We start from the raw sequence: 23,727 nt of genomic DNA on the forward strand, positions 1-23,727 counted from the left end.
TTAAGGGTAGGGCCGCCTGGCGGCCCAATCGCGGTCAAGGCCCGCGGTTGGGTTGCCAGGCGCCGCCATTGCCATCACAGCTTGGCGATGGACACCTCGGTCGACTTCACGAAGGCAATCACTTCACTGCCCACCTGCAGCTCCAGCTCTTTTACCGAGCGCGTGGTAATCACCGAAGTGACGATACCGGAGGCGGTCTGTACGTCGATTTCCGACAGTACCGGGCCTTCGAGGATTTCTTTCACAGTGCCTTTGAACTGGTTGCGGACGTTGATCGCTTTGATAGTCATGACTTGATTCCTTCTCTTTGGCTTCTGGGGTTCAGTGCGCCCAACGCAATTGCGTGGGCAGAGGGGCTACAGGCTCCGGTTCGGGCGGGGTGCCCGGGACCGACAGAACACGGTTGAGTACTTCGCTTTCCAGCGCGGCCAGGCGGTGCGAACCACGCGCCCTTGGTCGCGCCAGGTCAACGTTGAGGTCCAGGCCGACTTCGCCGTCCTCGATCAGGATCACCCGGTCGGCCACGGCGACGGCTTCATTGACGTCGTGCGTGACCAGCAGCACGGTGAAACCATGCTGACGCCACAGGCGTTCGATCAGCTGCTGCATCTCGATACGGGTCAGGGCGTCCAGGGCGCCGAGCGGTTCATCCAGCAGCAGCAAGCGCGGCTGGTGGATCAATGCCCGGGCCAGGGCGACACGCTGCTTCTGGCCACCGGACAACGCAGCCGGCCATTCATTGGCCCGGTCGGCCAGGCCAACCGCTTCCAGGGCATCCAGCGCCCGCTGGCGCCAGTCGCCTTTGAGGCCCAGGCCGACGTTGTCGATCACCTTTTTCCAGGGCAGCAAGCGCGCATCCTGGAACATCAGGCGGGTTTCTTCCCGCGCCTCGGCCAGCGGCGCGGCACCGGCCAGCAATTCACCGGCCGTGGGTTGGTCGAGCCCGGCCAGCAGGCGCAGCAAGGTGCTCTTGCCACAGCCGCTGCGGCCAACGATGGCGACAAACTGGCCGGCCGGAATGTGCAGGTCGATACCGCGCAGCACTTCGCGCTGGCCAAAGGTCTTGCGCAGGCCATTGGAGGCCAGCGGGATGCCGCGTAACAGGCGTGGTGGTTGTTCCTTGAGCACGGTCATGCGCCCTCCTTCTTGGCCACTTGGTAGGCCGGGTGCCAGCGCAACCAGACACGTTCCAGGCCGCGGGCGGCGAGGTCGGCGAGCTTGCCGAGCACGGCATACAGGACGATGGCCAGTACCACCACGTCGGTTTGTAGGAATTCACGGGCATTCATCGCCAGGTAGCCGATGCCGGCGTTGGCCGAAATGGTCTCGGCAACGATCAGGGTCAGCCACATGAAGCCCAGGGCGAAGCGCACACCGACCAGGATCGAAGGCAGTGCACCCGGCAGGATCACCTGGCGGAACAGGCCGAAACCGGACAGGCCATAGCTACGCGCCATCTCCACCAGCGCCGGGTCGACGTTGCGGATACCGTGGTAGGTGTTCAGGTAGATCGGGAACAGCGTGCCCAGCGCGACCAGGAAGATCTTCGCCGACTCGTCGATACCGAACCACAGGATCACCAGTGGGATCAGCGCCAGGTGAGGCACGTTGCGGATCATCTGCACCGAGCTGTCGAGCAGGCGTTCGCCCCAGTTCGACAGGCCGGTGATGAAGCCCAGCACCAGGCCGATGCTGCCGCCGATCAGAAAGCCCAGGCCGGCACGCCAGCCACTGATGGCCAGGTGGGTCCAGATTTCACCACTGCGCACCAGCTCTACACCGGCACTGACCACCGCGCTAGGTGCCGGCAGGATGCGGGTCGAAAGCCAGCCAGCGCTGACTGCCAGTTGCCAGGCTGCCAGCAGCAGGACTGGCAGCGCCCACGGCGCCAGGCGCTGGGTCAGGGTGGAGGAAGTTGCACGACTCATGACCCGGCCCTCAGCTCTGCGACACGGACTTGGGCAGGATGTCGTTGGCTACCATCTCGCCGAAGGGGCTCACATAGCCGCCGGTCTTCGGTTGCTCCGGGCGCTGCACATCGATGTGCGGGAACAGCAGCTCGGCCACGCGGTAGGACTCTTCCAGGTGTGGGTAACCCGAGAAGATGAAGGTATCGATACCCAGGTCCGCGTACTCCTTGACCCGGGCCGCGACGGTCGGGCCATCGCCGACCAGCGCGGTACCGGCACCACCACGCACCAGGCCGACACCCGCCCACAGGTTGGGGCTGACTTCCAGGTTGTCGCGGTTGCCACCATGCAGGGCAGCCATGCGCTGCTGGCCCACCGAATCGAAGCGTGCCAGCGACGCCTGGGCACGGGCGATGGTGTCATCGTCCAGGTGCGAGATCAGGCGGTCAGCGGCAGCCCAGGCCTCTTCGTTGGTTTCCCGCACGATCACATGCAGGCGGATACCAAAGCGTACTTCCCGGCCTTGGGCAGCGGCCTTCTCGCGCACCTGGGCGATCTTTTCGGCAACGGCTGCCGGTGGCTCGCCCCAGGTCAGGTACAGCTCGACCTGCTCGGCGGCGAGGTCCTGGGCGGCTTCGGACGAGCCGCCGAAATACAGCGGCGGACGTGGTTGCTGGACCGGCGGATACAGCAGCTTGGCGCCTTTGACCTGAATGTGCTTGCCGTCGTAATCGACGTTTTCGCCTTCCAGCACCTTGCGCCAGATGCGGGTGAACTCGACCGAGGCTTCGTAGCGCTCCTGGTGGTTCAGGTGCAGGCCGTCGCCGGCCAGTTCGTCCGGGTCACCGCCGGTCACCAGGTTGAACAGCGCACGGCCGTTGGACAGGCGGTCCAGCGTGGCGGCCTGGCGCGCAGCCACGGTTGGCGAAATGATGCCTGGGCGCAGGGCCACCAGGAACTTCAGGCGTTCGGTAACCGGGATCAGCGACGCGGCCACCAGCCAGGAGTCCTCGCAGGAGCGCCCGGTGGGGATCAGCACACCGCCAAAACCAAGGCGGTCGGCAGCCTGGGCAATCTGCTGCAGGTAGCCGTGATCGACTGCGCGGGCGCCGTCGGAAGTGCCCAGGTACTTGCCGTCACCGTGGGTAGGGAGGAACCAGAAAATATTAAGGCTCATTGGAGTTGTCTCCTCAAGGGTGGCTCAAGCCGGAGCGGCGCCCCGGCGCAGGCGAATCGATCAAGGCGCGCTGGCGACCTTGGCTGGGGGTGTCCAGATCACGTCCTTGATGCTCAGCGGCTTGGGTATCAGCTTGAGCGCCTGGAAGGTGTCGGCGATTTTCTGTTGCGCGGCTACCACCTCGGGCGTCAGCGGCGCGGCTCCGTAGCCTTGGCGCTTGACCGAGGTCAGGGTGATGTCGGCGGGCAGGCCCAGCAGCGGCGCAACCTGGTCGGTCACTTGTTGCGGGTTGGCCTGGGACCATTCACCCACAGCACGGACTTCTTCGATCAGGGCGCTGATCACCGCAGGGTGCTGGGTGGCGTAGTTGCGCGTGGCCAGGTAGAACTGATGGTTGTCGACCAGGCCCTGGCCGTCACGCAGGGTGCGTGCCTGCAGCTGCTGCTCGGCAGCCGCCTGGTACGGGTCCCAGATGACCCAGGCATCGACGCTGCCACGCTCGAAGGCGGCGCGGGCATCGGATGGTGGCAGGTAGACAGGCTGGATGTCGCTGTATTTCAGGCCAGCGTCTTCCAGCGCGCGCACCAGCAGGTAGTGCACGTTGGAACCTTTGTTCAAGGCGACCTTCTTGCCTTTGAGTTCCTTCACCGACTGAATCGGCGAACCCTTGGGCACCAGGATGGCTTCGCTGTGGGGCGCAGGTGGCTCGTAGGCGACGTAGAGCAGATCGGCGCCGGCCGCCTGGGCAAATACAGGGGGTGTCTCGCCGGTAACGCCAAAGTCGATCGAGCCGACGTTCAAGCCTTCAAGCAACTGCGGGCCGCCGGGAAACTCGGTCCACTGCACCTGTACACCCTGCTCGGCCAGGCGCTTTTCCAGCGTACCCTTGGCCTTGAGCAGCACCAGGGTGCCGTATTTCTGATAACCGATACGCAGGCTTTCCGCCTGGGCTTGGGTAATGGCGCCGAAAGATACAGCCGCCGCAAACAGGGCGACCAGACCGCGACGCAAGAAGACTGTGCGCATGGCGCTCTCCTGTGCGAATGGGGTTCGGGTTGCACCTGCTTGCCTCGTTGACGGGCGAGTAAGGTGGTACAGCGGTAAGGCCGGGTCAGATGCTCCAGCGGGCGCTGATCAGGCGTTCATTGAGTACACCAGGTGCCACGGGGCGCGGCCGACGGGCCAGGGCGACGTGGAATGTTTCCAGCGAATCGTGCAAGCGCTCTTCCAGAGCGGGTGCCAGCTGGGCTGGCTTCGCGCCTTCTCCGTAGGCGATCTGGCTGTCGTCGGCGAAGATCCCTTGCAGGGTCTCTTGGGCCTTGAGTGCCGACAGCACCGGCTTCAACGCGTAATCCACCGCCAGCATGTGGGCGATGCTGCCACCGGTGGCGATGGGCAGCACGATCTTGTGCTCCAGTGCGCGCTCGGGCAGCAGGTCGAGCAACGTCTTCAGGGCTCCGGCGAACGACGCCTTGTATACCGGGGTTGCCACCACCAGGCCGTCGGCCTGGGCTACCAGTTGCTGGAAGTGCTGCACCTGCGGGCTGTCGAAGCGCGCATGGAGCAAGTCCTCGGCTGGAAAGTCACGCACCTGGAAGCTCACCACCTCTACGCCACGGTCCTGCAGCCACTGGCGCGAGCGCTCGAGCAGCACGCCGGAGCGTGAACGGGTACTGGGGCTACCACCGATTGAGACGACCAGCATTGGAGCGCTTCCTTGTGTTTTGTTGGGGTGACATTACCAGCCCGGTTATATATCTAGAAATCATATTTTTTCATTTGTTTATTCCATTTTGCTTTTATCGACAGATAGCACGCCTCACGTAAAAGCCGGCCTCTTCCACCGGCTGCGGACTAAAGCGTGCAGGCATAAAAAAGGGCCGTCGAAACGGCCCGAAAATCCCTGCTATGGCTAAGAGCAATGCAACGAGGAATGCGTTAACGGTTAGGTTGCGGGGTCAGCCGCAGATACGGTTTCACAGCGCGATAACCTTTGGGGAAGCGCTGCTTGATCTCTTCTTCGTCCTTGAGCGAAGGCACGATCACCACGTCGTCGCCGTCCTGCCAGTTACCTGGTGTGGCGACCTTGTGGTTGTCAGTGAGCTGCAGCGAGTCGATCACCCGCAGGATCTCGTTGAAGTTGCGCCCGGTACTGGCCGGATAGGTAATGGTCAGGCGCACCTTCTTGTTGGGGTCGATGACGAACAGCGAACGCACAGTCAGCGTGTCGTTGGCGTTGGGGTGGATCAGATCGTACAGCTCGGACACCTTGCGGTCGGCGTCGGCGATGATCGGGAAGTTGACCACGGTGTTCTGGGTCTCGTTGATGTCTTCGATCCAGCGATGGTGCGAGTCGACCGGGTCCACCGACAGGGCAATGGCCTTGACCCCGCGCTTGGCGAAGTCATCCTTGAGCTTGGCGGTCAGGCCCAGCTCAGTGGTGCACACCGGCGTGAAGTCGGCCGGGTGGGAGAACAGCACACCCCAGCTGTTGCCGAGCCATTCGTGGAAGCGGATCTTGCCTTCGCTGGAATCCTGTTCGAAGTCGGGGGCGATATCGCCGAGTTTGAGGCTCATGGGGTGCGGCTCCTGTGCTGTGTTCTGGCCTTGTGAGGTTCAATGTGCCTGCATCTGATTAAAAATAAAAAGAATAAATACTGATTTATTTATAACCATAAGGAACAAGAGATTGCAGGCATAAAAAAGCCTCGCACCAGGCGAGGCTTCTTCTGCTGCAGCTACGGCTTACAGGAAGTTGTAAGTGTAGTTGAAGATCAGACGGGTCTGATCCTGGTCAGCCAGCGAGCTGGTGCCAGTGCCACGGTATACGCCGTGACGCAGGCTGGCGCCCAGGCCCTTGAAGGTGCCTTCCTGGATAACGTAGTCGACGCGAGCGTCACGTTCCCATTCGCTGAAGGTACCGTTGCCGTTGGCGTTCTTGCCGTCTTCGCCCTTGAGGTAGGCGATGGAGGCTTTCAGGCCTGGCACGCCCAGACGCGCGAAGTCATACGAGTACTGACCGAAGGTGGTGTTTTCACCGGCCTTGGCGAACTGGTTGATCATGCTGTCGGTGAACAGGTAGAAGCTCGAACCGCCGGCGCCTTCGTTGCGGCCGTTGCCGTCAACTACGCTGCCCTGGTTCAGCCAGACGAAACCACCGTCGTCGTTCACGCGCTGGTGACCGAGCATCAGCGCATGGCCACCCAGGGTGTAGGTGAACATCGCGGACCAGGTCTTGTTATCGACCTCGCCAGCGTTGCGGGCGTAGCCGCCGTTGTTGTTGAAGCGGTAGCCGGCGTCACCGTTCTTGCCATCGCTGCTGCTGTCGAAGTAGCGCAGGTCAGTCTTGAACGATTGGTCCTGATCGATCTGGAACACGTGGGTCAGGCCCAGGAAGTGCTGCTTGTAGTAGTCTTCCAGGTTCGAGTAGTAGTACTGCAGGGTCAGGTCTTTGGTGAGCTTGTAGTCCAGGCCGCCGTAACGGAATTTGTTGCTGTCCTGGGTACCGCCGTTGACCGACAGGCCGGTGCGGTTGCTCGAAGCACGGCCCATGGCGTGGGTCAGCTGACCGGCGTTGATGGTCAGGTTGTCGATTTCCTTCGACTGGATGGTGCCACCCTCGAAGGTTTGCGGCAGCAGACGACCATCGTTGGAAACCAGGATCGGCAGGTTCGGCGCCAGGGCGCTACCGTAGTGAACCTCGGTCTTGGAGAAACGTGCCTTGGCATTACCACCCACGCGCGCCCACTGGCTTACCGCAGAGCCGTCGGTGTCGCTCGGGAAGAAGGAGCTGTTGTCAGGGTGCTTGCCACGGCCGCCATCCAGGTGAATACCCCACAGGGCCTGGACGTCGACACCGAAGCCAACGGTGCCTTCGGTGAAACCGGACAGGTAGTCGAGCTTGAAGCCCTGACCCGATTCACGGTTGTCAGCGCCGCCGTCACGGTTGTCGTTGTTGAAGTACATGGTGCGCGAGCTGAGGGACAGCTTGCTGTCCTCTACAAAACCGGCAGCGCCTGCTTGTTGGGCGAGAACCCCCAGTGCCACGGCCAGAGCCAGGCTGGACTTGTACATGTTTTGCTCCTCTACGTTCTAATTCTTGTGTATCTCTGGCGGTGGGATCTACTGCCCCGCTCACCGTGGATTGGCGATTTAGTCCCAAACTGTGACCAATAAGTCAATCGTTACTGAACATTTCACGACTTTGGTCTAAGACGCCACCTGCGCTACAGGATAATGACAATCCTATAAATCCAAAATGACCGTTTTATGAATTTGTAAGATTTTTACGGAATATGTTCGGAACCATTACTGCCAAAAGCTGTATCGGCAGGGGCTTCTGATAACGTTAGGTTATTTGCAAACGATTGCTCATAACCTTATTCCTCATCGTTCTGTGAAGGGGCCAAGCCTAGCAGCCCACCAAAATTTCGCCATTGCGGTCGGGGCAACCCCTTCCGCGCGTAAGGCATTTGGCTCCTAAGCTAATTCTAAAACGTTATTTATTTAACATTTCTTAGATCATTTAGTCTCTCGCCATCCACCCCACTGATTGCTGACGAGAGGTTCAACCATGATCCCGCACGCGCCCCTGCGCCTGTTCGCCGCCCTGACCCTCGCCGGCACCAGCTGGTTGGCACAGGCTGCCGACCTGACCGTTGCCTACCAGACCACCGTCGACCCAGCCAAGGTGGCTCAGGCCGACGGCGCCTATGAAAAAGCCAGCAAGGCGGATATCGCCTGGCGCAAGTTCGATAACGGTGCCGACGTGATCACCGCCGTTGCCAGCGGCGACGTGCAGATTGGTTACCTGGGCTCCAGCCCGTTGGCCGCTGCCGCGACCCGCAAGCTGCCGGTCGAGACCTTCCTGATCGCCACCCAGATTGGCGCTGGCGAGGCACTGGTCGCCCGCGACAGCATCAAGACCCCACAAGACCTGATCGGCAAGAAAGTCGCCGTACCGTTCGTTTCCACCGGCCATTACAGCCTGCTGGCAGCGCTCAAGAGCTGGAACATCGACCCATCCAAGGTGCAGATCCTCAACCTTGCACCCCCAGCGATCATTGCCGCCTGGAAGCGCGGCGACATCGATGCCACCTACGTCTGGGACCCAGCCCTGGGTGTGGCGAAAGAAAACGGCAAGGTGCTGATTACCTCCGGCGAGCTGGCCGAAAAAGGCGCACCGACCTTCGACGCATGGATCGTGCGCAAGGACTTTGCCCAGAAGCACCCCGACGTGGTCAAGGCCTTTGCCAAGGTCACCCTCGACGCCTACGCCGACTACCGCAAGGACCCAAAAGCCTGGCTGGCCGATCAGAACAACGTGACCAAGCTGGCCAAACTGTCCGGTGCCAAGGCCAGCGATATCCCGGTGCTGCTGGAAGGCAACGTCTACCCGCTGGTGGCCGACCAAGCCAACGCGCTGGGCGCACCGACCACCAAAGCGCTGACCGACACCGCCAACTTCCTCAAGCAACAAGGCAAGGTCGACGCCGTACTGCCGGACTACTCGCCGTACGTGAGCGCAAAATTCCTGCCCAATTGAATGTTCCTTCCTAATTGATCCGGAGCCTGTCATGGCCTTGCTCGAGCTGGAGCGCATCAGCGCACAGTACCCCGGCGCCAGCACCCCGGTGCTGGCCGACATCAACCTGAGCCTGGGCCCACGCCAGCTGCTGGTGGCCCTGGGGCCATCGGGCAGCGGCAAGACTTCGCTGCTCAACCTGATTGCCGGCTTCGTCGCCCCCAGCGGCGGGCGCATCACCCTCGACGGCGTGCCGGTGCAAGGCCCCGGTGCCGAACGCGGCGTGGTGTTTCAGGACGATGCCCTGCTGCCATGGCAGAACGTACTGGGCAATGTCGCCTTCGGTCTTGAGCTGGCCGGCGTGCCACGCCCACAACGGGAAGCCAAGGCCCGTGAAATGCTCGCACTGGTCGACCTCGATGGGTTTGGCGAGCGGCGTATCTGGCAATTGTCCGGCGGCCAGAAGCAGCGCGTGGGCCTGGCCCGCGCACTGGCGGCCGACCCGAGGGTTCTGCTGATGGACGAACCCTTCGGTGCGCTTGATGCCTTTACCCGTGAGCAGATGCAGGAGCTGTTGCTGCAAGTCTGGCAGCGCACCGCCAAACCAGTGTTCCTGATTACCCACGACATCGAGGAAGCCGTGTTCCTCGCCAGTGAGCTGGTGCTGCTGGCGCCCAACCCCGGCCGTGTGGTCGAGCGCCTGCAACTGGACTTCGGCCAGCGCTACGCCGCCGGTGAGTCGGCTCGGGCGATCAAGTCCGACCCACGTTTCATCGAAACCCGCGAGCATGTGCTGGCGCGGGTGTTCTCCCAACGCCAAAGCCTGCAGGAGCGCGCATGAGCAGCCTGGATCTGCCGGTCGCCGGCAAGCACGACACTCAACCCCGGCCAGCCGCAAAGGCCCGCCGTCAGCTGTCCACCCGCTGGATCAGCACCCTGACCCTGGCCAGCCTGTTGCTGGTCTGGTGGCTGGTGACCGCCGCCGGCTGGATCGAACCCCTGTTCCTGCCTTCGCCTGGCGACATCCTGGCCAGAGCCTGGACCTTGCTCACCCAAGGCTACATGGACGCCAGCCTGTGGCAGCACCTGGGTGCAAGCCTGGGCCGCATCGGCCTTGCCTTGGTCGCCGCCACCCTGACCGCCATCCCGGTCGGTATCGCGATCGGCTACAACCGCGTTGCCCGCGGCATCCTCGACCCGCTGATCGAGTTCTACCGGCCGATTCCGCCGCTGGCCTACCTGCCGCTGATTGTCATCTGGTGCGGTATCGGTGAGCTGTCCAAGGTGCTGCTGATCTACCTGGCAATCTTTGCGCCGATTGCCATCGCCACCGCCACCGGTGTGCGCACTGTCGACCCGGCCAAGCTGCGCGCCGCGCAGTCTCTGGGCGCCACCAAGGCGCAGTTGATCCGCCACGTGATCCTGCCCAGTGCCCTGCCCGACATCCTCACGGGCATTCGTATCGGCCTGGGTGTGGGCTGGTCGACACTGGTCGCGGCCGAGTTGATCGCCGCCACCAGCGGCCTGGGCTTCATGGTGCAATCGGCGGCGCAGTTCCTGGTCACCGATGTGGTGGTGCTGGGCATCCTGCTGATTGCCCTGATCGCGTTTGCCCTGGAGATGGGCCTGCGCGCCCTGCAGCGCAAACTGGTGCCCTGGCATGGGCAGAGCCACTGAATTCGACTGACCACGCCGGCAGACCGGCGCCTAGAACGAGAACCGACATGAGCCTGACCATCACCCCCCTCAGCCCGGCGCTTGGTGCCCAGATCAGCGGCGTGGACATCAGCCGTGAGATCACGCCCGAGCAGCGTGACGCCATCGAGCAGGCGCTGCTCCAGCATCAGGTGCTGTTCTTCCGCGACCAGCCGATCACACCTGAGCAGCAAGCGCGTTTCGCTGCCCGCTTCGGCGATCTGCACATTCACCCGATCTACCCGAACGTGCCAGAAACCCCACAGGTGCTGGTCCTCGACACGGCGGTCACCGACGTGCGCGACAACGCCGTGTGGCACACCGACGTGACCTTCCTGCCAACCCCGGCGCTGGGCGCAGTACTCAGTGCCAAACAGCTACCGGCTTACGGTGGCGACACCTTGTGGGCCAGTGGCATCGCGGCGCTCGAGGCCCTTTCGGCGCCGCTGCGGGCGATGCTCGACGGCCTGACCGCAACCCATGACTTCACCAAGTCGTTCCCGCTCGAGCGCTTCGGCACCACGCCAGAGGACCTCGTCCGCTGGGAGGCTACCCGGCGCAACAACCCGCCGCTGTCGCACCCGGTGGTCCGCACCCATCCGGTGAGCGGGCGCAAGGCGCTGTTCGTCAACGAAGGGTTCACCACACGGATCAACGAACTGAGCGAGCTGGAGAGCGAGGCCCTGCTCAAGCTGCTGTTCGCCCATGCGACACGGCCGGAGTTCAGCATTCGCTGGCGCTGGCAGGAAAATGACGTGGCGTTCTGGGACAACCGTGTGACCCAGCATTTTGCGGTGGATGATTACCGGCCGAACCGGCGGGTGATGCACCGGGCGACCATCCTTGGGGATGCGCCGTTCTGACAACGGCGGCCTAGCCGGCGAAAGGGCCGCAAAGCGGCCCCTGGCCCTCTACCTGACCAGATGCAGGAACTGCATGTGCCGCTCGTACTGGTCCAGGATGTCGTTGATGATCTGCTCCTTGCTGTAGCCCACCAGGTCGTAGTTCTGGCTGCCTTCGCTCAAGTGCACTTCCGCCCGATAGTAGCGGCGATTCTTCAACTCCTGCGTGCCCAGCCCACCCAATGCGAACGATGGGGTGAAGTAGCCACGCATCTGCACCTGGTAGATGAACGGCTGCTCTTCGCCATGGCCAACTTTCAGGCTGACGTTGTCATGGCTTGGGTCGTCCTGGGTCACCAGCACCAGGCCCTTCTGCTCGAACACTTCGCGGACGTCGGCAATCGCCGGGCGCACCACGTCGTCCATGAAGCGGTATACCTCATCGCGTGAAGGGAAGTGCACGGCCTGGCTCAACCGTTGGCGCCAGCCTCCGCGCCCGCGCCTGGATTGCGCGAACGGCGCCAGCGAATGCATCTGCGCGATCTGCCGCTGGCCTTCAAGGTAGAACGCCTTGTGCAGCCCCCACATCATGCACAGCAGGATCAGCGAGAACGGCAGCGAGGTCAGCACCACCGCCGACTTCAATGAGTCGATGCTGCCCGCGAACAGCAAGCTGCTGGTAATCAGCGCGGTCATCGCCCCCCAGAAGATACGCAACCAGTTCGGCCCGTCTTCGTCAGCGTCACCGCCCTTGGCAGACAGGGTCGACAACACCACCGTGCCCGAGTCGGCCGAGGTGACGAAGAACACAAAGCTGATGAACACCGTGACGGCGATCACCGTCTTGCTCCACGGGTAGGTTTCCAGCAGCAAGTACAGGCTCCTGGACGGATCGTCCAGCGCCGACTGACCCAGTGCGGTCATGCCGTGGTTGATGACCTGGTCCAGTGCGCTGTTGCCGAAGATCGACATCCACGCCAGGGTGAAACCCAGCGGGATCAGCAGCACGCCGAAGACGAACTCACGAATGGTCCGACCGCGTGAAATACGGGCGATGAACAGCCCCACGAAGGGCGCCCAGGCAATCCACCAGGCCCAGTAGAACACTGTCCACCCACCCAGCCAGTCGCGGTTCTCACCGTAGGCGTAAACGTCGAAGCTCTTGCGCGGCAAGGCGCCGAGGTAATCGCCAAGGTTCTGGATCAGGGTGTTGAACAAATGCTGGGTCGGGCCTGCGAACAGCACGAACAACAGCAGGGCGCAGGCCAGGAACAGGTTGATGTCGCTCATCACCCGCACGCCCTTCTCGACCCCCGCCACCGCCACGGCCACCGCCGCGCCCATCATCAGGGCGATGAGGGTGACCTGCACCCACTGGCTATGGCTGATGCCGAACAGGTAGTCCAGGCCTGCGTTCAGGTGCAGTACCCCAAAGCCCATGTCGGCCCCCAGGCCGAACACTGTGGCGATGATACCGAAGCCGTCCACCGCATAACCGATCGGCCCATTGATGCGCTTGCCGATCAGGGGGTATAACGCCGAACGCAGGGCCAGCGGCAGGTTGTGGCGATAGGCGAAATAGGCCAGCGCCATGCCGACGAAGGCGAACACGCCCCATCCATGCAGGCCCCAGTGCAGGAACAGTATCTGCATCGCCTGGCGCCCAGCCTCAGCCGTGCCCCCCTCACCCTGCGGGGGCTGTAGCATGTGCGTCAGCGGCTCGGAAACACAGAAGAAGAACAGCGTGATACTGATGCCGGCGGCAAACAGCATGCCGGCCCAAGACAGGTAGCTGAACTCTGGTTCGTCGTGGTCGGCGCCAAGCTTGATCTTGCCGTAGCCGGACAAGGCGGTGACCACCACGAAGACCAGGTACAGGGTCATGGCCAGCATGTAGTACCAGCCGACCGTGTTGGCCGCCCAGTTCTGCGCTGCCAGGAGCCATTCACCCGCTGCTTGCGGTTGCGAGATGACCACCAGGCCGAAGATGAGGATGAAACTCGCCGCAAAATAGAACACCGGGGGGTTCATGCGGATCTTGCCATTGGCAAGGGAAGGGGTCGGTGCAGTCATGCTTCATGCACCTCGTCGAATGACGTGAGGTTCGGATTGAACGGGTTCAGCAAAGGAATCCTCCTGTTGAACACCGGCAGCGGACCAGCGTTTTTTCGTTGAACAAGCGTTCAAGTTAAACATGGATCGGCATTTGATGCGACCCGGGGTGCTGGCCGGTGCGCCATGTTCGCCCTATCACCGGCAAGCCAGCGCTCACACGCACGTTGCAATCGCTGCGGGAAGCGGCTTGCCGGCGACAGGGTCGGTATGGGCAAAAAACCTCGGGTCAATGCTTGTCCTGGCAATCCAACTGTAGATTGGCCTGGGTGATGTTGCTCTGCGCCGGCACACTCCGGGTTAGCCACACATTGCCGCCAATGGTCGAACCCTTGCCAATGGTGATCCGCCCCAGGATGGTAGCGCCGGCGTAGATCACCACATCGTCCTCGACGATCGGGTGGCGGGCCAGGCCCTTGTGCAGCGTCCCCGACTCATCACTGGGGAAGCGCTTGGCGCCCAGGGTCACGGCCTGATAGATCCGCACGCCCTCGCCGATGATCGCCGTTTCGCCGATGACCACACCCGTACCATGGTCTATGAAGAAGCTCGGGCCAATTTGCGCACCGGGGTGGATGTCGATGCCAGTCGCCGAGTGCGCCAGCTCCGAGCTGATCCGCGCCAGCAGCGGCAGGCCCGCCTGGTACAAGTGGTGAGCCAGGCGGTGGTGGATGATCGCCAGGATGCCCGGGTAGCACAGCAGTACTTCATCGACGCTACGCGCCGCCGGGTCGCCGTGATAGGCCGCCAGCACATCGGTGTCGAGTAGCACCCGCAGGCCCGGCAAGGCGGCGGCAAAATCCTGGATCAGGCGCAGCGCGTGGGCATCCACGGCGGCCAGGTCGGCCTTGCTCTGACGTGCCGCGTAACGCAATTCCAGGCGGGCCTGGGCAAGCAAGGCCGTCAACGCGGCATCGAGGGTGTGGCCAACGTAGAAGTCTTCGCTCTCTTCGCGCAGATCGACCGGCCCCAGGCGCATCGGGAACAGCGCTCCGCAGAGCTGTTCGAGAATCTGCCGCATGGCCTCTCGCGAGGGCAACTCGCGCCCGCCCTGCTCGCCAATGCTTCGGCCATTGCGGCTGCGCCACTGCTCACGGGCGCCGCGCAAGCCGCTGACGATGCTCTGCAACTGCCAATGCGCGGATGATGGTTGTTCGCTCACGGTGATCTCCTGCCAGGGCCATTCAGTCATTTTGCAAACCACTTTACGGCAAATCAGCCCCTTGGAAAAAACAACGCTTTATTCCATCCTGCGCTAAGTCAGGCATAAGCAGCGATGACGGACCCGGCATCCTGGCCTACCCTTCAAAGCAGCAAGCGCCTGGGGAAAACATAAAAAGTAATAACAAAATAATTTTTTATTATTTCCTGGCCTAACAGGCCAACCCTATAGTCGCCACCCACCACTACCACAACAAGCGCGGGGCCTGACATGTCGAAATTCGCCAAACCGCTTCTCAATGCCAGCCTGGCCATTCTGCTGGGCGCGGGTCTGTTCAGCCACGCATTCGCAGGCGAACAACTCAAGACCATCCAGGAAAAGGGCGTGATCAACGTCGGCCTCGAAGGCACCTACCCGCCGTTCAGCTTCCAGGACGAAAATGGCAAGCTGACAGGCTTCGAGGTCGAACTGTCTGAGCTGCTGGCCAAGGAGCTGGGGGTCAAGGCCAAGGTCCAACCGACCAAGTGGGACGGCATCCTCGCCGCTCTGGAGTCCAAGCGCCTGGATGTGGTGATCAACCAGGTGACCATCTCTGAAGAGCGCAAGAAGAAGTACGACTTCTCCGAGCCCTACACCATCTCCGGCATCCAGGCGCTGATCCTGAAGAAGAAAGCCGCGGACCTGAACATCCACAAGGCCGAAGACCTGGCAGGCAAGAAGGTCGGTGTGGGCCTGGGCACCAACTACGAACAGTGGGTCAAGAAGGACGTGCCGCAAGCGGACGTGCGCACCTACGAGGATGACCCGAGCAAGTTCGCCGACCTGCGCAACGGCCGCATCGACGCCATCCTGATCGACCGTCTGGCTGCGCTGGAATACGCGCAGAAAGCCAAGGACACCGAGCTGGCGGGCGATGCCTTCTCGCGTCTGGAAAGCGGCGTAGCCCTGCGCAAAGGCGAGCCTGAGCTGCTGGCTGCGATCAACAAGGCGCTGGACAAGCTCAAAGCCGACGGCACGCTGGCCAAGCTGTCCGAGAAATACTTCGGTGCCGATGTCACTAAATGATCGCTGAAAGCCTGCAACTGGTTGTCGACTCCGCACCCTTCCTGCTCAAGGGTGCGGGTTACACCGTGCTGCTGAGTGTCGGCGGCATGTTCTTCGGCCTGGTGCTGGGCTTTGCCCTGGCACTGATGCGCCTGTCGAAGATCTTGCCGCTGAACTGGCTGGCACGCATCTACGTCTCGTTCTTCCGTGGCACGCCGCTGCTGGTGCAGCTGTTCGTGATCTACTTCGGCATGCCGCAGATCGGCATCGAGCTCGACCCGATCCCGGCATCGCTGATCGGCCTGTCGTTGAACATGGCCGCGTACATCTGCGAGATCCTGCGTTCGGCCATTTCCTCGATAGACCGGGGCCAGTGGGAAGCTGCCGCCAGCATCGGCATGACCCGCACCCAGGCGATGCGCCGGGCGATCCTGCCGCAGGCGTTGCGTACCGCACTGCCGCCCTTGGGTAACAGTTTCATCTCGCTGGTCAAGGACACCGCGCTGGCGGCGACCATCCAGGTGCCGGAGCTGTTCCGCCAGGCACAGCTGATTACCGCCCGCACGTTCGAGGTATTCACCATGTACCTGGCGGTGGCAGTGATCTACTGGATCCTCTGCAGCATCCTCGCGCACTTCCAGAACCGCATGGAAGCGCGGGTCAACCAGCACGACCAGGAGCAGTGAGATGATCGTAGTAGAAGGCCTGACCAAGCAGTTCAAGGGCCAGACCGTGCTCAACGGCATCGACCTGACCGTGCAGCCCGGCGAAGTGGTGGCCATTATCGGCCCCAGTGGCTCGGGCAAGACCACCTTCCTGCGCTGCCTCAACCTGCTGGAAACACCCGATGCCGGGCGTATCCAGATCGGCGACATCAGCATCGATGCGAACCGCCCGCTCGGTGGCCAGCAGAGCGCTATTCGCCGTTTGCGCCAGCAGGCCGGGTTCGTGTTCCAGAGCTTCAACCTGTTCCCCCACCGTACCGCGCTGGAAAACGTCATCGAAGGGCCGGTGATCGTCAAGAAAACCCCGCGCGTCCAGGCCATCGAACTGGGTCGCACGCTGCTGGCCAAGGTCGGCCTGGCAGGCAAGGAAGACGCCTACCCCCGGCGCCTGTCCGGCGGGCAGCAGCAGCGCGTGGCCATCGCCCGGGCACTGGCCATGGAGCCGGAGGTGATCCTGTTCGATGAACCCACCTCGGCGCTCGACCCAGAACTGGTCGGTGAAGTGCTGGCGACCATCCGCGGCCTGGCCGAGGAAAAACGCACCATGATCATCGTTACCCACGAAATGAGCTTCGCTCGCGATGTGGCGAACCGGGTGATCTTCTTCGACAAGGGCGTAATCGTGGAACAGGGCGAAGCCAAAGCGTTGTTCGCCAGCCCAAGGGAAGAACGAACTCGGCAGTTCTTGCGTAAGTTTCTCGGGACAGCGGCTTCCGAATAGCCCAACCCCACGCACACCACGGTTTTCAAGCACTGCGCAGCCGGTAGGGGCAAACTTGCCGGCGACAGGGCCAACCTCTGCGAAGCCAATCCCGCTTCTATATATATTCCAAAGAGTTAGTTCATAAACTTTTGATAAGCCATTAGGGTATATCAACCGGACCACCGGACCAGCAAACGTCAGTCGCCATCAGCTGCAGCGACGCATCCACTTTGTGAGGTTAGGAATGGTCAGGATCACAATCACCCCAGTGCGTATCGCCAGGGCATTGAGTGCAGCCAAGGAGCGGTACTGATGTCCAGCCAGCCAAATACCCGCTTCCATAGCGACCTCGACAGCTCGCCCCTGCTGCTGCCGGCCAAGGTACTGCGCAACGATGCCGAAGCCCTGCAAGCGGCCCGCGAACTCGCAGACGCCGCCCGCGAACAGGCCGCGCGTCGCGACCAGCAACGCAAGTTACCCTGGGCCGAGATCGAACAGTTCACCCGCAGCGGCCTGGGCAGTATCAGCGTCCCCAAAGCCCATGGCGGCCCCGATGTTTCGTTCGAGACCATCGCCGAGGTGTTCCGCATCATCAGCGCTGCCGACCCGGCATTGGGGCAGATCCCGCAGAACCAGTTCGGCATGCTGCAGCTGCTGCGCCTGACTGCCACCGAGGCGCAGCAGGCGCTGATCTTCCGCAGCGTGCTGGACGGCTGGCGCATCGGCAATGCCGGGCCCGAGCGCGGCACCAAGGACACCCTGACCCTCAAGGCACGGATCACCCGCGACGGCGACAGCTATTGCATCAGCGGCGAGAAGTTCTACTCCACCGGCGCCCTGTTCGCCCACTGGGTGGCTGTCAAGGCGCTGGACGACGAAGGCCGGCAGCGCTTGGCGTTCGTGCGCCGGGGCTCCCCGGGGCTGCGCATCGTCGATGACTGGTCGGGCTTCGGCCAGCGCACCACGGCCAGCGGCACCGTGTTGCTCGACCGAGTGCCGGTCGATGCCGACCTGGTGATCGACAACTGGCGCCAGCGCGACACGCCCAATATTCAAGGCGCAGGGTCGCAACTGATCCAGGCCGCCATCGATGCCGGCATCGCCGAGGCCGCGATCGAAGACACCATCCGCTTCGTGCGTGAGAAGTCGCGACCCTGGATCGAGGCCAAGGTCGAACGCGCCAGCGATGACCCTTACGTCATTGCCGACATCGGCCGCCTGAAACTCGAGCTGCACGCTGCCCAGGCGCTGCTGCGCCGGGCTGCGCGGGTCCTCGACGAAGTCAATGCCGCCCCCATCGATGCGGCCGCCGCGGCGCGCGCCTCGATTGCCGTGGCAGAGGCCAAGGTGCTCACCACTGAGATCTCGCTGCAAGCCAGCGAGAAGCTGTTCGAGCTGGCCGGCAGTCGCGCCACCCTTGCCGAGTTCAACCTCGACCGCCATTGGCGCAACGCCCGGGTGCACACGCTGCACGACCCCGTGCGCTGGAAGTACCACGCGGTGGGCGCTTACCACCTGAACGGCACCCTGCCTGCGCGGCATTCCTGGATCTGAATTTGGCCCTTGGGGTTGCTGTGCAGCCCATTCGCAGCTCAGGCCCGCGTCCACAGAGATCTCAAGAAACCTGAGGTCAACGCTGTACCTGTGGCAGCGGGCTTGCCCCGCGAATGGGCCGCACAGCGGCCCCCAGAGGCCCCGGAGAACACCATGACAACAACCGTTATCACCACAGACACCCAGGCCCTGGCCATCGCCGAGCAGGTCGCCGAGCAACTGCGCCGCGACAGCATCTTGCGCGACCGGGAGCGCCGCCTGCCCCACGCCGAGCTGGACCTGTTCACCCGCTCCGGCCTGTGGGCGATCAGCGTGCCCAAGGCCTTTGGCGGTGCCGGCGTGTCCAATGTCACCCTGGCCAAGGTCATTGCCCGCATTGCCCAGGCAGACGCCTCCTTGGGGCAGATACCGCAAAACCACTTCTATGCCCTGGAAGTGCTGCGCGTAAACGGCAGCCCCGAACAACAGCAACGCCTTTACGCCGAAGTGCTGGCCGGCCGACGCTTTGGCAACGCCCTGGCTGAGCTGGGTACCAAGACCGCCCATGACCGCACTACCCGCCTGACCCGCGACGGCGACGGCTACCGCATCAACGGCCGCAAGTTCTACGCCACCGGCGCCCTCTACGCCCAGCGCATCCCGACCTCGGTAGTGGATGAACACGGTGTGCAGCTGCTGGCCTTCGTACCCGCAGACAGCCACGGCCTGCAGGTGATCGACGACTGGAGCGGCTTTGGCCAGCGCACCACCGGCAGTGGCTCGGTGGTGTTCGACAACGTGTTTGTCCGCGCCGAGGACGTGGTGCCATTTCAATCGGCTTTCGAACGCCCTACCCCGGTCGGCCCGCTGGCGCAGATTCTTCACGCGGCCATCGACACCGGCATTGCTCGCGCAGCCTATGAAGATGCCCTGCACTTCGTCCGCTCCCGTAGCCGGCCGTGGGTCGACTCAGGCCTGGACAAGGCCAGCGAAGACCCGCTGACCCTGAAGAGCTTCGGCCACCTGACGATCCGCCTGCACGCCGCCGAGGCGTTGCTCGAGCGGGCGGGCGAATACCTCGACCGTGCTCAGGCCGACAGTACTGCCGACACCCTTGCAGCGGCGTCCATTGCAGTGGCCGAAGCACGGGCGATCAGTACCGAGATCTCCCTCGCTGCCAGCACCACGCTGTTCGAGCTGGCCGGCAGCCAGGCCACCCTGGCTGAACACAACCTCGACCGCCACTGGCGCAACGCCCGGGTACACACCCTGCACGACCCGGTGCGCTGGAAGTACCACGCCATCGGCAACTACTACCTCAACGACGAAAACCCACCGCGCCGGGGGACCATCTGATGGCCAAGCAGATTTTGCTCAATGCCTTCAACATGAACTGTATCGGGCATATCAACCACGGTCTGTGGACCCATCCACGGGACAACTCCACCCAATACAAGTCCCTCAGCTACTGGACCGACCTGGCGCGCCTGCTGGAACGTGGGCTGTTCGACGGGCTGTTCATTGCCGATATCGTCGGCACCTACGATGTCTACGGCAAGTCGCTGGACGTGACACTCAAAGAGTCCATCCAGCTGCCGGTCAACGACCCTCTGCTCCTGGTCTCGGCCATGGCCGCCGCCACGCGCCACCTGGGCTTTGGCCTGACCGCCAACCTCACCTACGAGGCGCCGTACCTGTTCGCCCGGCGGCTTTCCACCCTTGACCACCTGAGCAATGGCCGGGTCGGCTGGAACATCGTCACCGGTTACCTCGACAGCGCCGCCCGCGCCATGGGCCTGGAGCACCAACCCGAGCACGACCGCCGCTACGACCAGGCCGATGAATACCTGCAAGTGCTGTACAAGCTGCTCGAAGGCAGCTGGGCTGACGATGCAGTGGTCGAAGACCGGCAGCGGCGGGTGTATGCCGAACCCGAAAAGGTGCGCAAGGTCAGCCATCTTGGCGAGTTCTACAAGGTCGAGGGCTACCACCTGTGCGAACCCTCCCCCCAGCGCACCCCGGTGCTGTTCCAGGCGGGCAGCTCGCCGCGTGGCCTGGCGTTCGCCGGCAACCATGCCGAATGCGTCTTCATCAGCGGCCAGGACAAAGCCGCCACCCGCGCCCAGGTCGACAAGGTACGCGCCGCTGCCCAGGCGGCGGGGCGCGACCCACAGGCGGTCAAGGTTTTCATGGGGATCACGGTGATCGTTGCCCCCACCGAGCAGCTGGCACAGGCCAAGTACGCAGAGTACCTGCGCCATGCCAGCCCCGAAGCCGGCGTGGCTCATTTCGCTGCCTCCACCGGCATCGACTTTGCCGCCTATGAACTGGATGAGCCGATCGGCGCCAGCAAGGGCAACGCCATCCAGTCGGCGACCCGCCAGTTACAGGAAAATGCCTGGACCCGCCGCCGCCTGCTGGAGCAGCACGCCCTGGGCGGGCGCTACGTGACCTTGGTCGGCTCACCCGAACAGGTCGCCGAACACCTGATCGCCTGGATCGATGAAACCGGCCTGGACGGTTTCAACCTGACCCGCACCGTCACCCCCGAAAGCTACGAGGACTTCATCGACCTGGTGGTCCCGCAACTGCAACAGCGCGGCCGCTACAAAACCGCCTACGCCGAAGGCACCCTGCGCGAAAAGCTGTTCCAGAGTGACCACCCGCACCTGCCTGTCGACCACCCCGGCTCGCGCTACCGCCACGCCGCCACCCCTGCCAAGACTGGAGTCCCGCATCATGCTTGAGAACCTGTTCCGGCCCGTCGCGGCCCTCGCCCTCACCCTTGGCCTGGCCGGCGTGGCCCTGGCTGCCGAGCCGCTGAAGGTGGGCACCACCGCTGCCTTCGCCATTCCGCTGGAAGCCGCAGTGGAAGAAGCCCACAAGCAGGGCCTTGAGGTGAAGCTGATCGAGTTCAGTGACTGGATCGCACCCAATGTCAGCCTCAACAGCGGCGACATCGACGTGAACTACTTCCAGCACATCCCCTTCCTGGAAAACGCCAAGGCCGCAGCTGGCTTCAACCTGGTGCCGTTCGCCCCCGGCATCATCAACAACGTCGGGCTCTACTCGAAGAAGTACAAAAGCTTCGCCGAACTGCCCGAAGGCGCCAGCGTGGCCATTGCCAACGACCCGATCAACAGTGGCCGCGGCTTGCAGCTGCTGGCCAAGGCTGGGTTGATCACGCTCAAGCCCGGGGTGGGCTACAAGGCCACCGAGGACGATATCGTCGCCAACCCCAAGAAGCTGAAAATCCTCCAGGTGGAAGCCGTGCAACTGGTGCGCGCCTATGACGATGCCGACCTGGTGCAGGGCTACCCGGCCTATATCCGCCTGGCCAACACCTTCGACGCCACCTCGGCACTGCTGTTCGACGGCCTGGAAAACAAGGAGTACGTGATCCAGTTCGTCATTCGCCCGCAAAGCAAGGACGACCCGCGCCTGGCCAAGTTCGTTGACATCTACCAGCATTCGCCAGCCGTGCGCGCAGCGCTGAACAAGGCCCATGGCAGCCTCTACCAAGCCGGCTGGGAAGGCTGACATGAGCCCGGCCAGCGCCCTCAGGGCGCCCACCGCTCAAACCGCGCCGCCACCGGCTCGGGAGCAGGCCTTGCGTCCAGAGGTCAACGAAGCCCATGTCCGCTTCGTTGGCCTCGGCAAGACCTACCCGGGCCAGGCGCAGCCAGCGTTGCAAGGCATCGACCTGAACATCCGCAAAGGGGAAATCTTCGGCATCATCGGCCGCAGCGGCGCAGGAAAATCGTCGCTGCTGCGCACCATCAATCGCCTGGAACAACCCAGCGAGGGCCGGGTACTGATCGACCAGGTCGACATCGGGTCGTACGATGAAGACCGCCTGGTGGCGCTGCGCCGCCGCATCGGCATGATCTTCCAGCACTTCAACCTGATGTCGGCCAAGACCGTGTGGCAGAACGTCGAACTGCCGCTGAAAGTGGCCGGCGTGGCCAAGGCCGAACGCCAGCGCAAGGTGCGCGAGCTGCTCGAACTGGTCGGCCTGCAGGAAAAGCATCACGTCTATCCCGCGCAGTTGTCTGGCGGCCAGAAGCAGCGGGTCGGTATCGCCCGGGCGTTGGTGCATGACCCCGACATTCTCCTGTGCGACGAGGCCACCTCGGCACTGGACCCAGAAACCACGGCCTCGATCCTCGAGCTGCTGCGCGACATCAACCGGCGCCTGGGCCTCACGGTGGTGCTGATTACCCACGAAATGGCCGTGATTCGCGACATCTGCCACCGTGTCGTGGTGCTCGAACGCGGTGAAGTCGTCGAGCAGGGCGAGGTCTGGCGAGTGTTCGGCACGCCGCGTCATGAGGTCACCCGTACCCTGCTGGCACCGTTGCAGGCCAAGCTGCCTGCGGCGTTGCAGGCAAGCCTGCGCGCAAGCCCGGCGGGCCGTGACAGCGCGGTGGTGCTCAAACTTTCGGTGCTCGGTGAGCCCGCGCTGTCGGACCTGTTCAATGACCTGGGCGGCCGCGTGCGCCTGCTCCAGGGTGGCGTGGAAACCATCGGTGAGCATGCCCTTGGGCAACTGATCGTATCGGTCCAGGGTTCACCCCACGACACCCATCAATTGCTCGAACGTGCCCGCCGTTGGGCTGAAGACGTAGAGGTACTGGGCCATGTGGTTTGATCGTTTGCTCGAGGGCTTGCTCGACACCCTGTTGATGGTCGGCGTCTCTTCGCTGATTGCCCTGCTGGTGGGCGTGCCCATGGCAGTACTGCTGGTGACCAGCGACAAGGGCGGCATCTTCGAGGCACCGCTGTTGAACCGGGTGCTGGGTGCTTTCGTCAACCTGTTCCGCTCCATCCCGTTCCTGATCCTGATGGTCGCGCTGATCCCGTTCACCCGCCTGGTAGTCGGCACCACCTATGGCGTATGGGCCGCGGTCGTGCCACTGACCATCGCCGCCACGCCGTTCTTCGCACGCATTGCCGAGGTGAGCCTGCGTGAGGTTGACCATGGCCTGGTGGAAGCCGCCCAGGCCATGGGCTGCCGGCGCTGGCACATCGTTTGGCATGTGCTGCTGCCCGAGGCGCTGCCGGGGATCGTGGGTGGCTTCACCATCACCTTGGTGACCCTGATCAACTCGTCGGCCATGGCCGGGGCGATCGGTGCCGGGGGCTTGGGGGATATTGCCTATCGGTATGGGTATCAGCGCTTCGACAGCCAGATCATGCTGACCGTGATCGCCATGCTGGTGGCGTTGGTGGCGGTGATTCAGGTGGGGGGTGATCGGTTGGCGAAGGGCTTGAACAAGCGCTAGGCCAAGGGCGGCTTC

Annotated in this window: 23 protein-coding genes; 13 read left to right on the forward strand and 10 right to left on the reverse strand. The window is 63.2% G+C overall.

The features are described 5' to 3' along the window. Positions 1–74: 74 nt before the first annotated feature. The 8 genes from L6D80_RS23525 to L6D80_RS23560 form a co-directional block, all read right to left on the reverse strand. Positions 75–290: a TOBE domain-containing protein gene (locus L6D80_RS23525; protein ID WP_008095172.1), complete on the reverse strand. Its 216-nt coding sequence runs from the start codon at positions 288–290 to the stop codon at positions 75–77. Positions 291–321: 31 nt separating this feature from the next. Then, a complete protein-coding gene (ssuB, locus tag L6D80_RS23530) occupies positions 322–1,134 on the reverse strand; it encodes an aliphatic sulfonates ABC transporter ATP-binding protein (RefSeq protein ID WP_176515537.1) in 813 nt (270 codons plus the stop codon). Beyond that, on the reverse strand, positions 1,131–1,928 hold the full coding sequence (gene ssuC, locus L6D80_RS23535; protein ID WP_054903130.1) for an aliphatic sulfonate ABC transporter permease SsuC: 798 nt from the start codon (positions 1,926–1,928) through the stop codon (positions 1,131–1,133). Before ssuC ends, ssuB begins: the two co-directional genes overlap by 4 nt. Positions 1,929–1,938: 10 nt before the next feature. After that, complete coding sequence (gene ssuD, locus L6D80_RS23540) at positions 1,939–3,087, reverse strand: FMNH2-dependent alkanesulfonate monooxygenase (protein ID WP_054903131.1); 1,149 nt, start codon at positions 3,085–3,087, stop codon at positions 1,939–1,941. A gap of 60 nt (positions 3,088–3,147) precedes the next feature. Then, entirely contained in the window at positions 3,148–4,113 is a 966-nt protein-coding gene (locus L6D80_RS23545) for a sulfonate ABC transporter substrate-binding protein (protein WP_054903132.1), read from the reverse strand. Between the two features lie 85 nt (positions 4,114–4,198). Next, on the reverse strand, positions 4,199–4,792 hold the full coding sequence (gene ssuE, locus L6D80_RS23550; RefSeq protein ID WP_176515539.1) for an NADPH-dependent FMN reductase: 594 nt from the start codon (positions 4,790–4,792) through the stop codon (positions 4,199–4,201). A gap of 233 nt (positions 4,793–5,025) precedes the next feature. Continuing rightward, positions 5,026–5,664 (reverse strand): peroxiredoxin, encoded by a 639-nt coding sequence (locus L6D80_RS23555; protein WP_054903134.1) that lies wholly within the window; start codon positions 5,662–5,664, stop codon positions 5,026–5,028. 168 nt (positions 5,665–5,832) lie between these two features. Beyond that, the gene (locus tag L6D80_RS23560) at positions 5,833–7,161 is read right to left on the reverse strand and encodes an OprD family porin (RefSeq protein WP_054903135.1); all 1,329 of its coding nucleotides are present in this window, start codon (positions 7,159–7,161) and stop codon (positions 5,833–5,835) included. A 499-nt stretch (positions 7,162–7,660) separates the two neighbouring features. On the opposite strand from L6D80_RS23560, the gene tauA reads away from it, so the two are divergent. Genes tauA through tauD form a run of 4 tightly spaced genes read left to right on the forward strand, consistent with a single transcriptional unit; the run spans position 7,661 to position 11,169 of the window. After that, positions 7,661–8,632, forward strand: coding sequence for a taurine ABC transporter substrate-binding protein (tauA, locus tag L6D80_RS23565; protein ID WP_054903136.1), 972 nt, complete (start codon positions 7,661–7,663; stop codon positions 8,630–8,632). Between the two features lie 31 nt (positions 8,633–8,663). Beyond that, the gene (gene tauB / locus L6D80_RS23570) at positions 8,664–9,452 is read left to right on the forward strand and encodes a taurine ABC transporter ATP-binding subunit (RefSeq protein ID WP_176515541.1); all 789 of its coding nucleotides are present in this window, start codon (positions 8,664–8,666) and stop codon (positions 9,450–9,452) included. Next, on the forward strand, positions 9,449–10,288 hold the full coding sequence (tauC, locus tag L6D80_RS23575) for a taurine ABC transporter permease TauC (protein ID WP_054903138.1): 840 nt from the start codon (positions 9,449–9,451) through the stop codon (positions 10,286–10,288). Before tauB ends, tauC begins: the two co-directional genes overlap by 4 nt. A gap of 47 nt (positions 10,289–10,335) precedes the next feature. Continuing rightward, positions 10,336–11,169, forward strand: a complete 834-nt coding sequence (gene tauD, locus L6D80_RS23580) for a taurine dioxygenase (RefSeq protein WP_176515543.1) — start codon at positions 10,336–10,338, stop codon at positions 11,167–11,169. 48 nt (positions 11,170–11,217) lie between these two features. Here the strand turns inward: tauD and betT are convergent, their stop codons facing one another. Continuing rightward, positions 11,218–13,179 (reverse strand): choline transporter BetT, encoded by a 1,962-nt coding sequence (betT, locus tag L6D80_RS23585; protein WP_176515594.1) that lies wholly within the window; start codon positions 13,177–13,179, stop codon positions 11,218–11,220. A 310-nt stretch (positions 13,180–13,489) separates the two neighbouring features. Further along, positions 13,490–14,422, reverse strand: coding sequence for a serine O-acetyltransferase EpsC (gene epsC, locus L6D80_RS23590; protein WP_054903169.1), 933 nt, complete (start codon positions 14,420–14,422; stop codon positions 13,490–13,492). Between the two features lie 270 nt (positions 14,423–14,692). Here epsC and tcyJ point away from each other — a divergent pair, with 270 nt between their 5' ends. From tcyJ to L6D80_RS23635, 9 genes are all read left to right on the forward strand, one after another. Continuing rightward, complete coding sequence (gene tcyJ / locus L6D80_RS23595) at positions 14,693–15,487, forward strand: cystine ABC transporter substrate-binding protein (RefSeq protein ID WP_054903141.1); 795 nt, start codon at positions 14,693–14,695, stop codon at positions 15,485–15,487. Beyond that, positions 15,484–16,152 carry a cystine ABC transporter permease gene (gene tcyL, locus L6D80_RS23600; RefSeq protein WP_054903142.1) on the forward strand — a complete coding sequence of 223 codons (669 nt, stop codon included), beginning with the start codon at positions 15,484–15,486 and terminating at the stop codon, positions 16,150–16,152. The genes tcyJ and tcyL overlap by 4 nt, the downstream gene beginning before the upstream one ends. Position 16,153: 1 nt before the next feature. Then, the gene (gene tcyN / locus L6D80_RS23605) at positions 16,154–16,912 is read left to right on the forward strand and encodes an L-cystine ABC transporter ATP-binding protein TcyN (RefSeq protein WP_176515544.1); all 759 of its coding nucleotides are present in this window, start codon (positions 16,154–16,156) and stop codon (positions 16,910–16,912) included. Positions 16,913–17,206: 294 nt separating this feature from the next. Further along, complete coding sequence (locus L6D80_RS23610) at positions 17,207–18,448, forward strand: SfnB family sulfur acquisition oxidoreductase (RefSeq protein ID WP_054903144.1); 1,242 nt, start codon at positions 17,207–17,209, stop codon at positions 18,446–18,448. Between the two features lie 153 nt (positions 18,449–18,601). Further along, positions 18,602–19,783, forward strand: coding sequence for an SfnB family sulfur acquisition oxidoreductase (locus L6D80_RS23615; RefSeq protein WP_176515546.1), 1,182 nt, complete (start codon positions 18,602–18,604; stop codon positions 19,781–19,783). Next, positions 19,783–21,174 (forward strand): LLM class flavin-dependent oxidoreductase, encoded by a 1,392-nt coding sequence (locus L6D80_RS23620; RefSeq protein WP_054903146.1) that lies wholly within the window; start codon positions 19,783–19,785, stop codon positions 21,172–21,174. The genes L6D80_RS23615 and L6D80_RS23620 overlap by 1 nt, the downstream gene beginning before the upstream one ends. Then, positions 21,167–21,967, forward strand: coding sequence for a MetQ/NlpA family ABC transporter substrate-binding protein (locus tag L6D80_RS23625; RefSeq protein WP_054903147.1), 801 nt, complete (start codon positions 21,167–21,169; stop codon positions 21,965–21,967). The genes L6D80_RS23620 and L6D80_RS23625 overlap by 8 nt, the downstream gene beginning before the upstream one ends. 1 nt (position 21,968) lies before the next feature. Further along, positions 21,969–23,078: a methionine ABC transporter ATP-binding protein gene (locus tag L6D80_RS23630; RefSeq protein ID WP_176515557.1), complete on the forward strand. Its 1,110-nt coding sequence runs from the start codon at positions 21,969–21,971 to the stop codon at positions 23,076–23,078. Continuing rightward, complete coding sequence (locus tag L6D80_RS23635; protein ID WP_054903149.1) at positions 23,068–23,712, forward strand: methionine ABC transporter permease; 645 nt, start codon at positions 23,068–23,070, stop codon at positions 23,710–23,712. Before L6D80_RS23630 ends, L6D80_RS23635 begins: the two co-directional genes overlap by 11 nt. The last annotated feature ends 15 nt before the right edge of the window (positions 23,713–23,727 follow it).

The organism is Pseudomonas ceruminis, assembly GCF_021602025.1.
GTDB lineage: Bacteria > Pseudomonadota > Gammaproteobacteria > Pseudomonadales > Pseudomonadaceae > Aquipseudomonas > Aquipseudomonas ceruminis.

Excerpts from the sequence above, each read along its gene's own strand:
- L6D80_RS23615 (WP_176515546.1), top strand. The coding sequence starts at position 18,602 with ATGACAACAACCGTTATCACCACAGACACCCAGGCCCTGGCCATCGCC.
- tcyJ (WP_054903141.1), top strand. The coding sequence starts at position 14,693 with ATGTCGAAATTCGCCAAACCGCTTCTCAATGCCAGCCTGGCCATTCTG.
- tauB (WP_176515541.1), top strand. The coding sequence starts at position 8,664 with ATGGCCTTGCTCGAGCTGGAGCGCATCAGCGCACAGTACCCCGGCGCC.
- L6D80_RS23555 (WP_054903134.1), bottom strand. The coding sequence starts at position 5,664 with ATGAGCCTCAAACTCGGCGATATCGCCCCCGACTTCGAACAGGATTCC.
- betT (WP_176515594.1), bottom strand. The coding sequence starts at position 13,179 with ATGAACCCCCCGGTGTTCTATTTTGCGGCGAGTTTCATCCTCATCTTC.
- tauC (WP_054903138.1), top strand. The coding sequence starts at position 9,449 with ATGAGCAGCCTGGATCTGCCGGTCGCCGGCAAGCACGACACTCAACCC.
- tcyN (WP_176515544.1), top strand. The coding sequence starts at position 16,154 with ATGATCGTAGTAGAAGGCCTGACCAAGCAGTTCAAGGGCCAGACCGTG.
- L6D80_RS23630 (WP_176515557.1), top strand. The coding sequence starts at position 21,969 with ATGAGCCCGGCCAGCGCCCTCAGGGCGCCCACCGCTCAAACCGCGCCG.
- L6D80_RS23635 (WP_054903149.1), top strand. The coding sequence starts at position 23,068 with ATGTGGTTTGATCGTTTGCTCGAGGGCTTGCTCGACACCCTGTTGATG.
- tauD (WP_176515543.1), top strand. The coding sequence starts at position 10,336 with ATGAGCCTGACCATCACCCCCCTCAGCCCGGCGCTTGGTGCCCAGATC.
- tauA (WP_054903136.1), top strand. The coding sequence starts at position 7,661 with ATGATCCCGCACGCGCCCCTGCGCCTGTTCGCCGCCCTGACCCTCGCC.
- ssuC (WP_054903130.1), bottom strand. The coding sequence starts at position 1,928 with ATGAGTCGTGCAACTTCCTCCACCCTGACCCAGCGCCTGGCGCCGTGG.
- ssuB (WP_176515537.1), bottom strand. The coding sequence starts at position 1,134 with ATGACCGTGCTCAAGGAACAACCACCACGCCTGTTACGCGGCATCCCG.
- L6D80_RS23610 (WP_054903144.1), top strand. The coding sequence starts at position 17,207 with ATGTCCAGCCAGCCAAATACCCGCTTCCATAGCGACCTCGACAGCTCG.
- L6D80_RS23620 (WP_054903146.1), top strand. The coding sequence starts at position 19,783 with ATGGCCAAGCAGATTTTGCTCAATGCCTTCAACATGAACTGTATCGGG.
- ssuD (WP_054903131.1), bottom strand. The coding sequence starts at position 3,087 with ATGAGCCTTAATATTTTCTGGTTCCTCCCTACCCACGGTGACGGCAAG.
- tcyL (WP_054903142.1), top strand. The coding sequence starts at position 15,484 with ATGATCGCTGAAAGCCTGCAACTGGTTGTCGACTCCGCACCCTTCCTG.
- L6D80_RS23545 (WP_054903132.1), bottom strand. The coding sequence starts at position 4,113 with ATGCGCACAGTCTTCTTGCGTCGCGGTCTGGTCGCCCTGTTTGCGGCG.
- L6D80_RS23525 (WP_008095172.1), bottom strand. The coding sequence starts at position 290 with ATGACTATCAAAGCGATCAACGTCCGCAACCAGTTCAAAGGCACTGTG.
- L6D80_RS23625 (WP_054903147.1), top strand. The coding sequence starts at position 21,167 with ATGCTTGAGAACCTGTTCCGGCCCGTCGCGGCCCTCGCCCTCACCCTT.
- ssuE (WP_176515539.1), bottom strand. The coding sequence starts at position 4,792 with ATGCTGGTCGTCTCAATCGGTGGTAGCCCCAGTACCCGTTCACGCTCC.
- L6D80_RS23560 (WP_054903135.1), bottom strand. The coding sequence starts at position 7,161 with ATGTACAAGTCCAGCCTGGCTCTGGCCGTGGCACTGGGGGTTCTCGCC.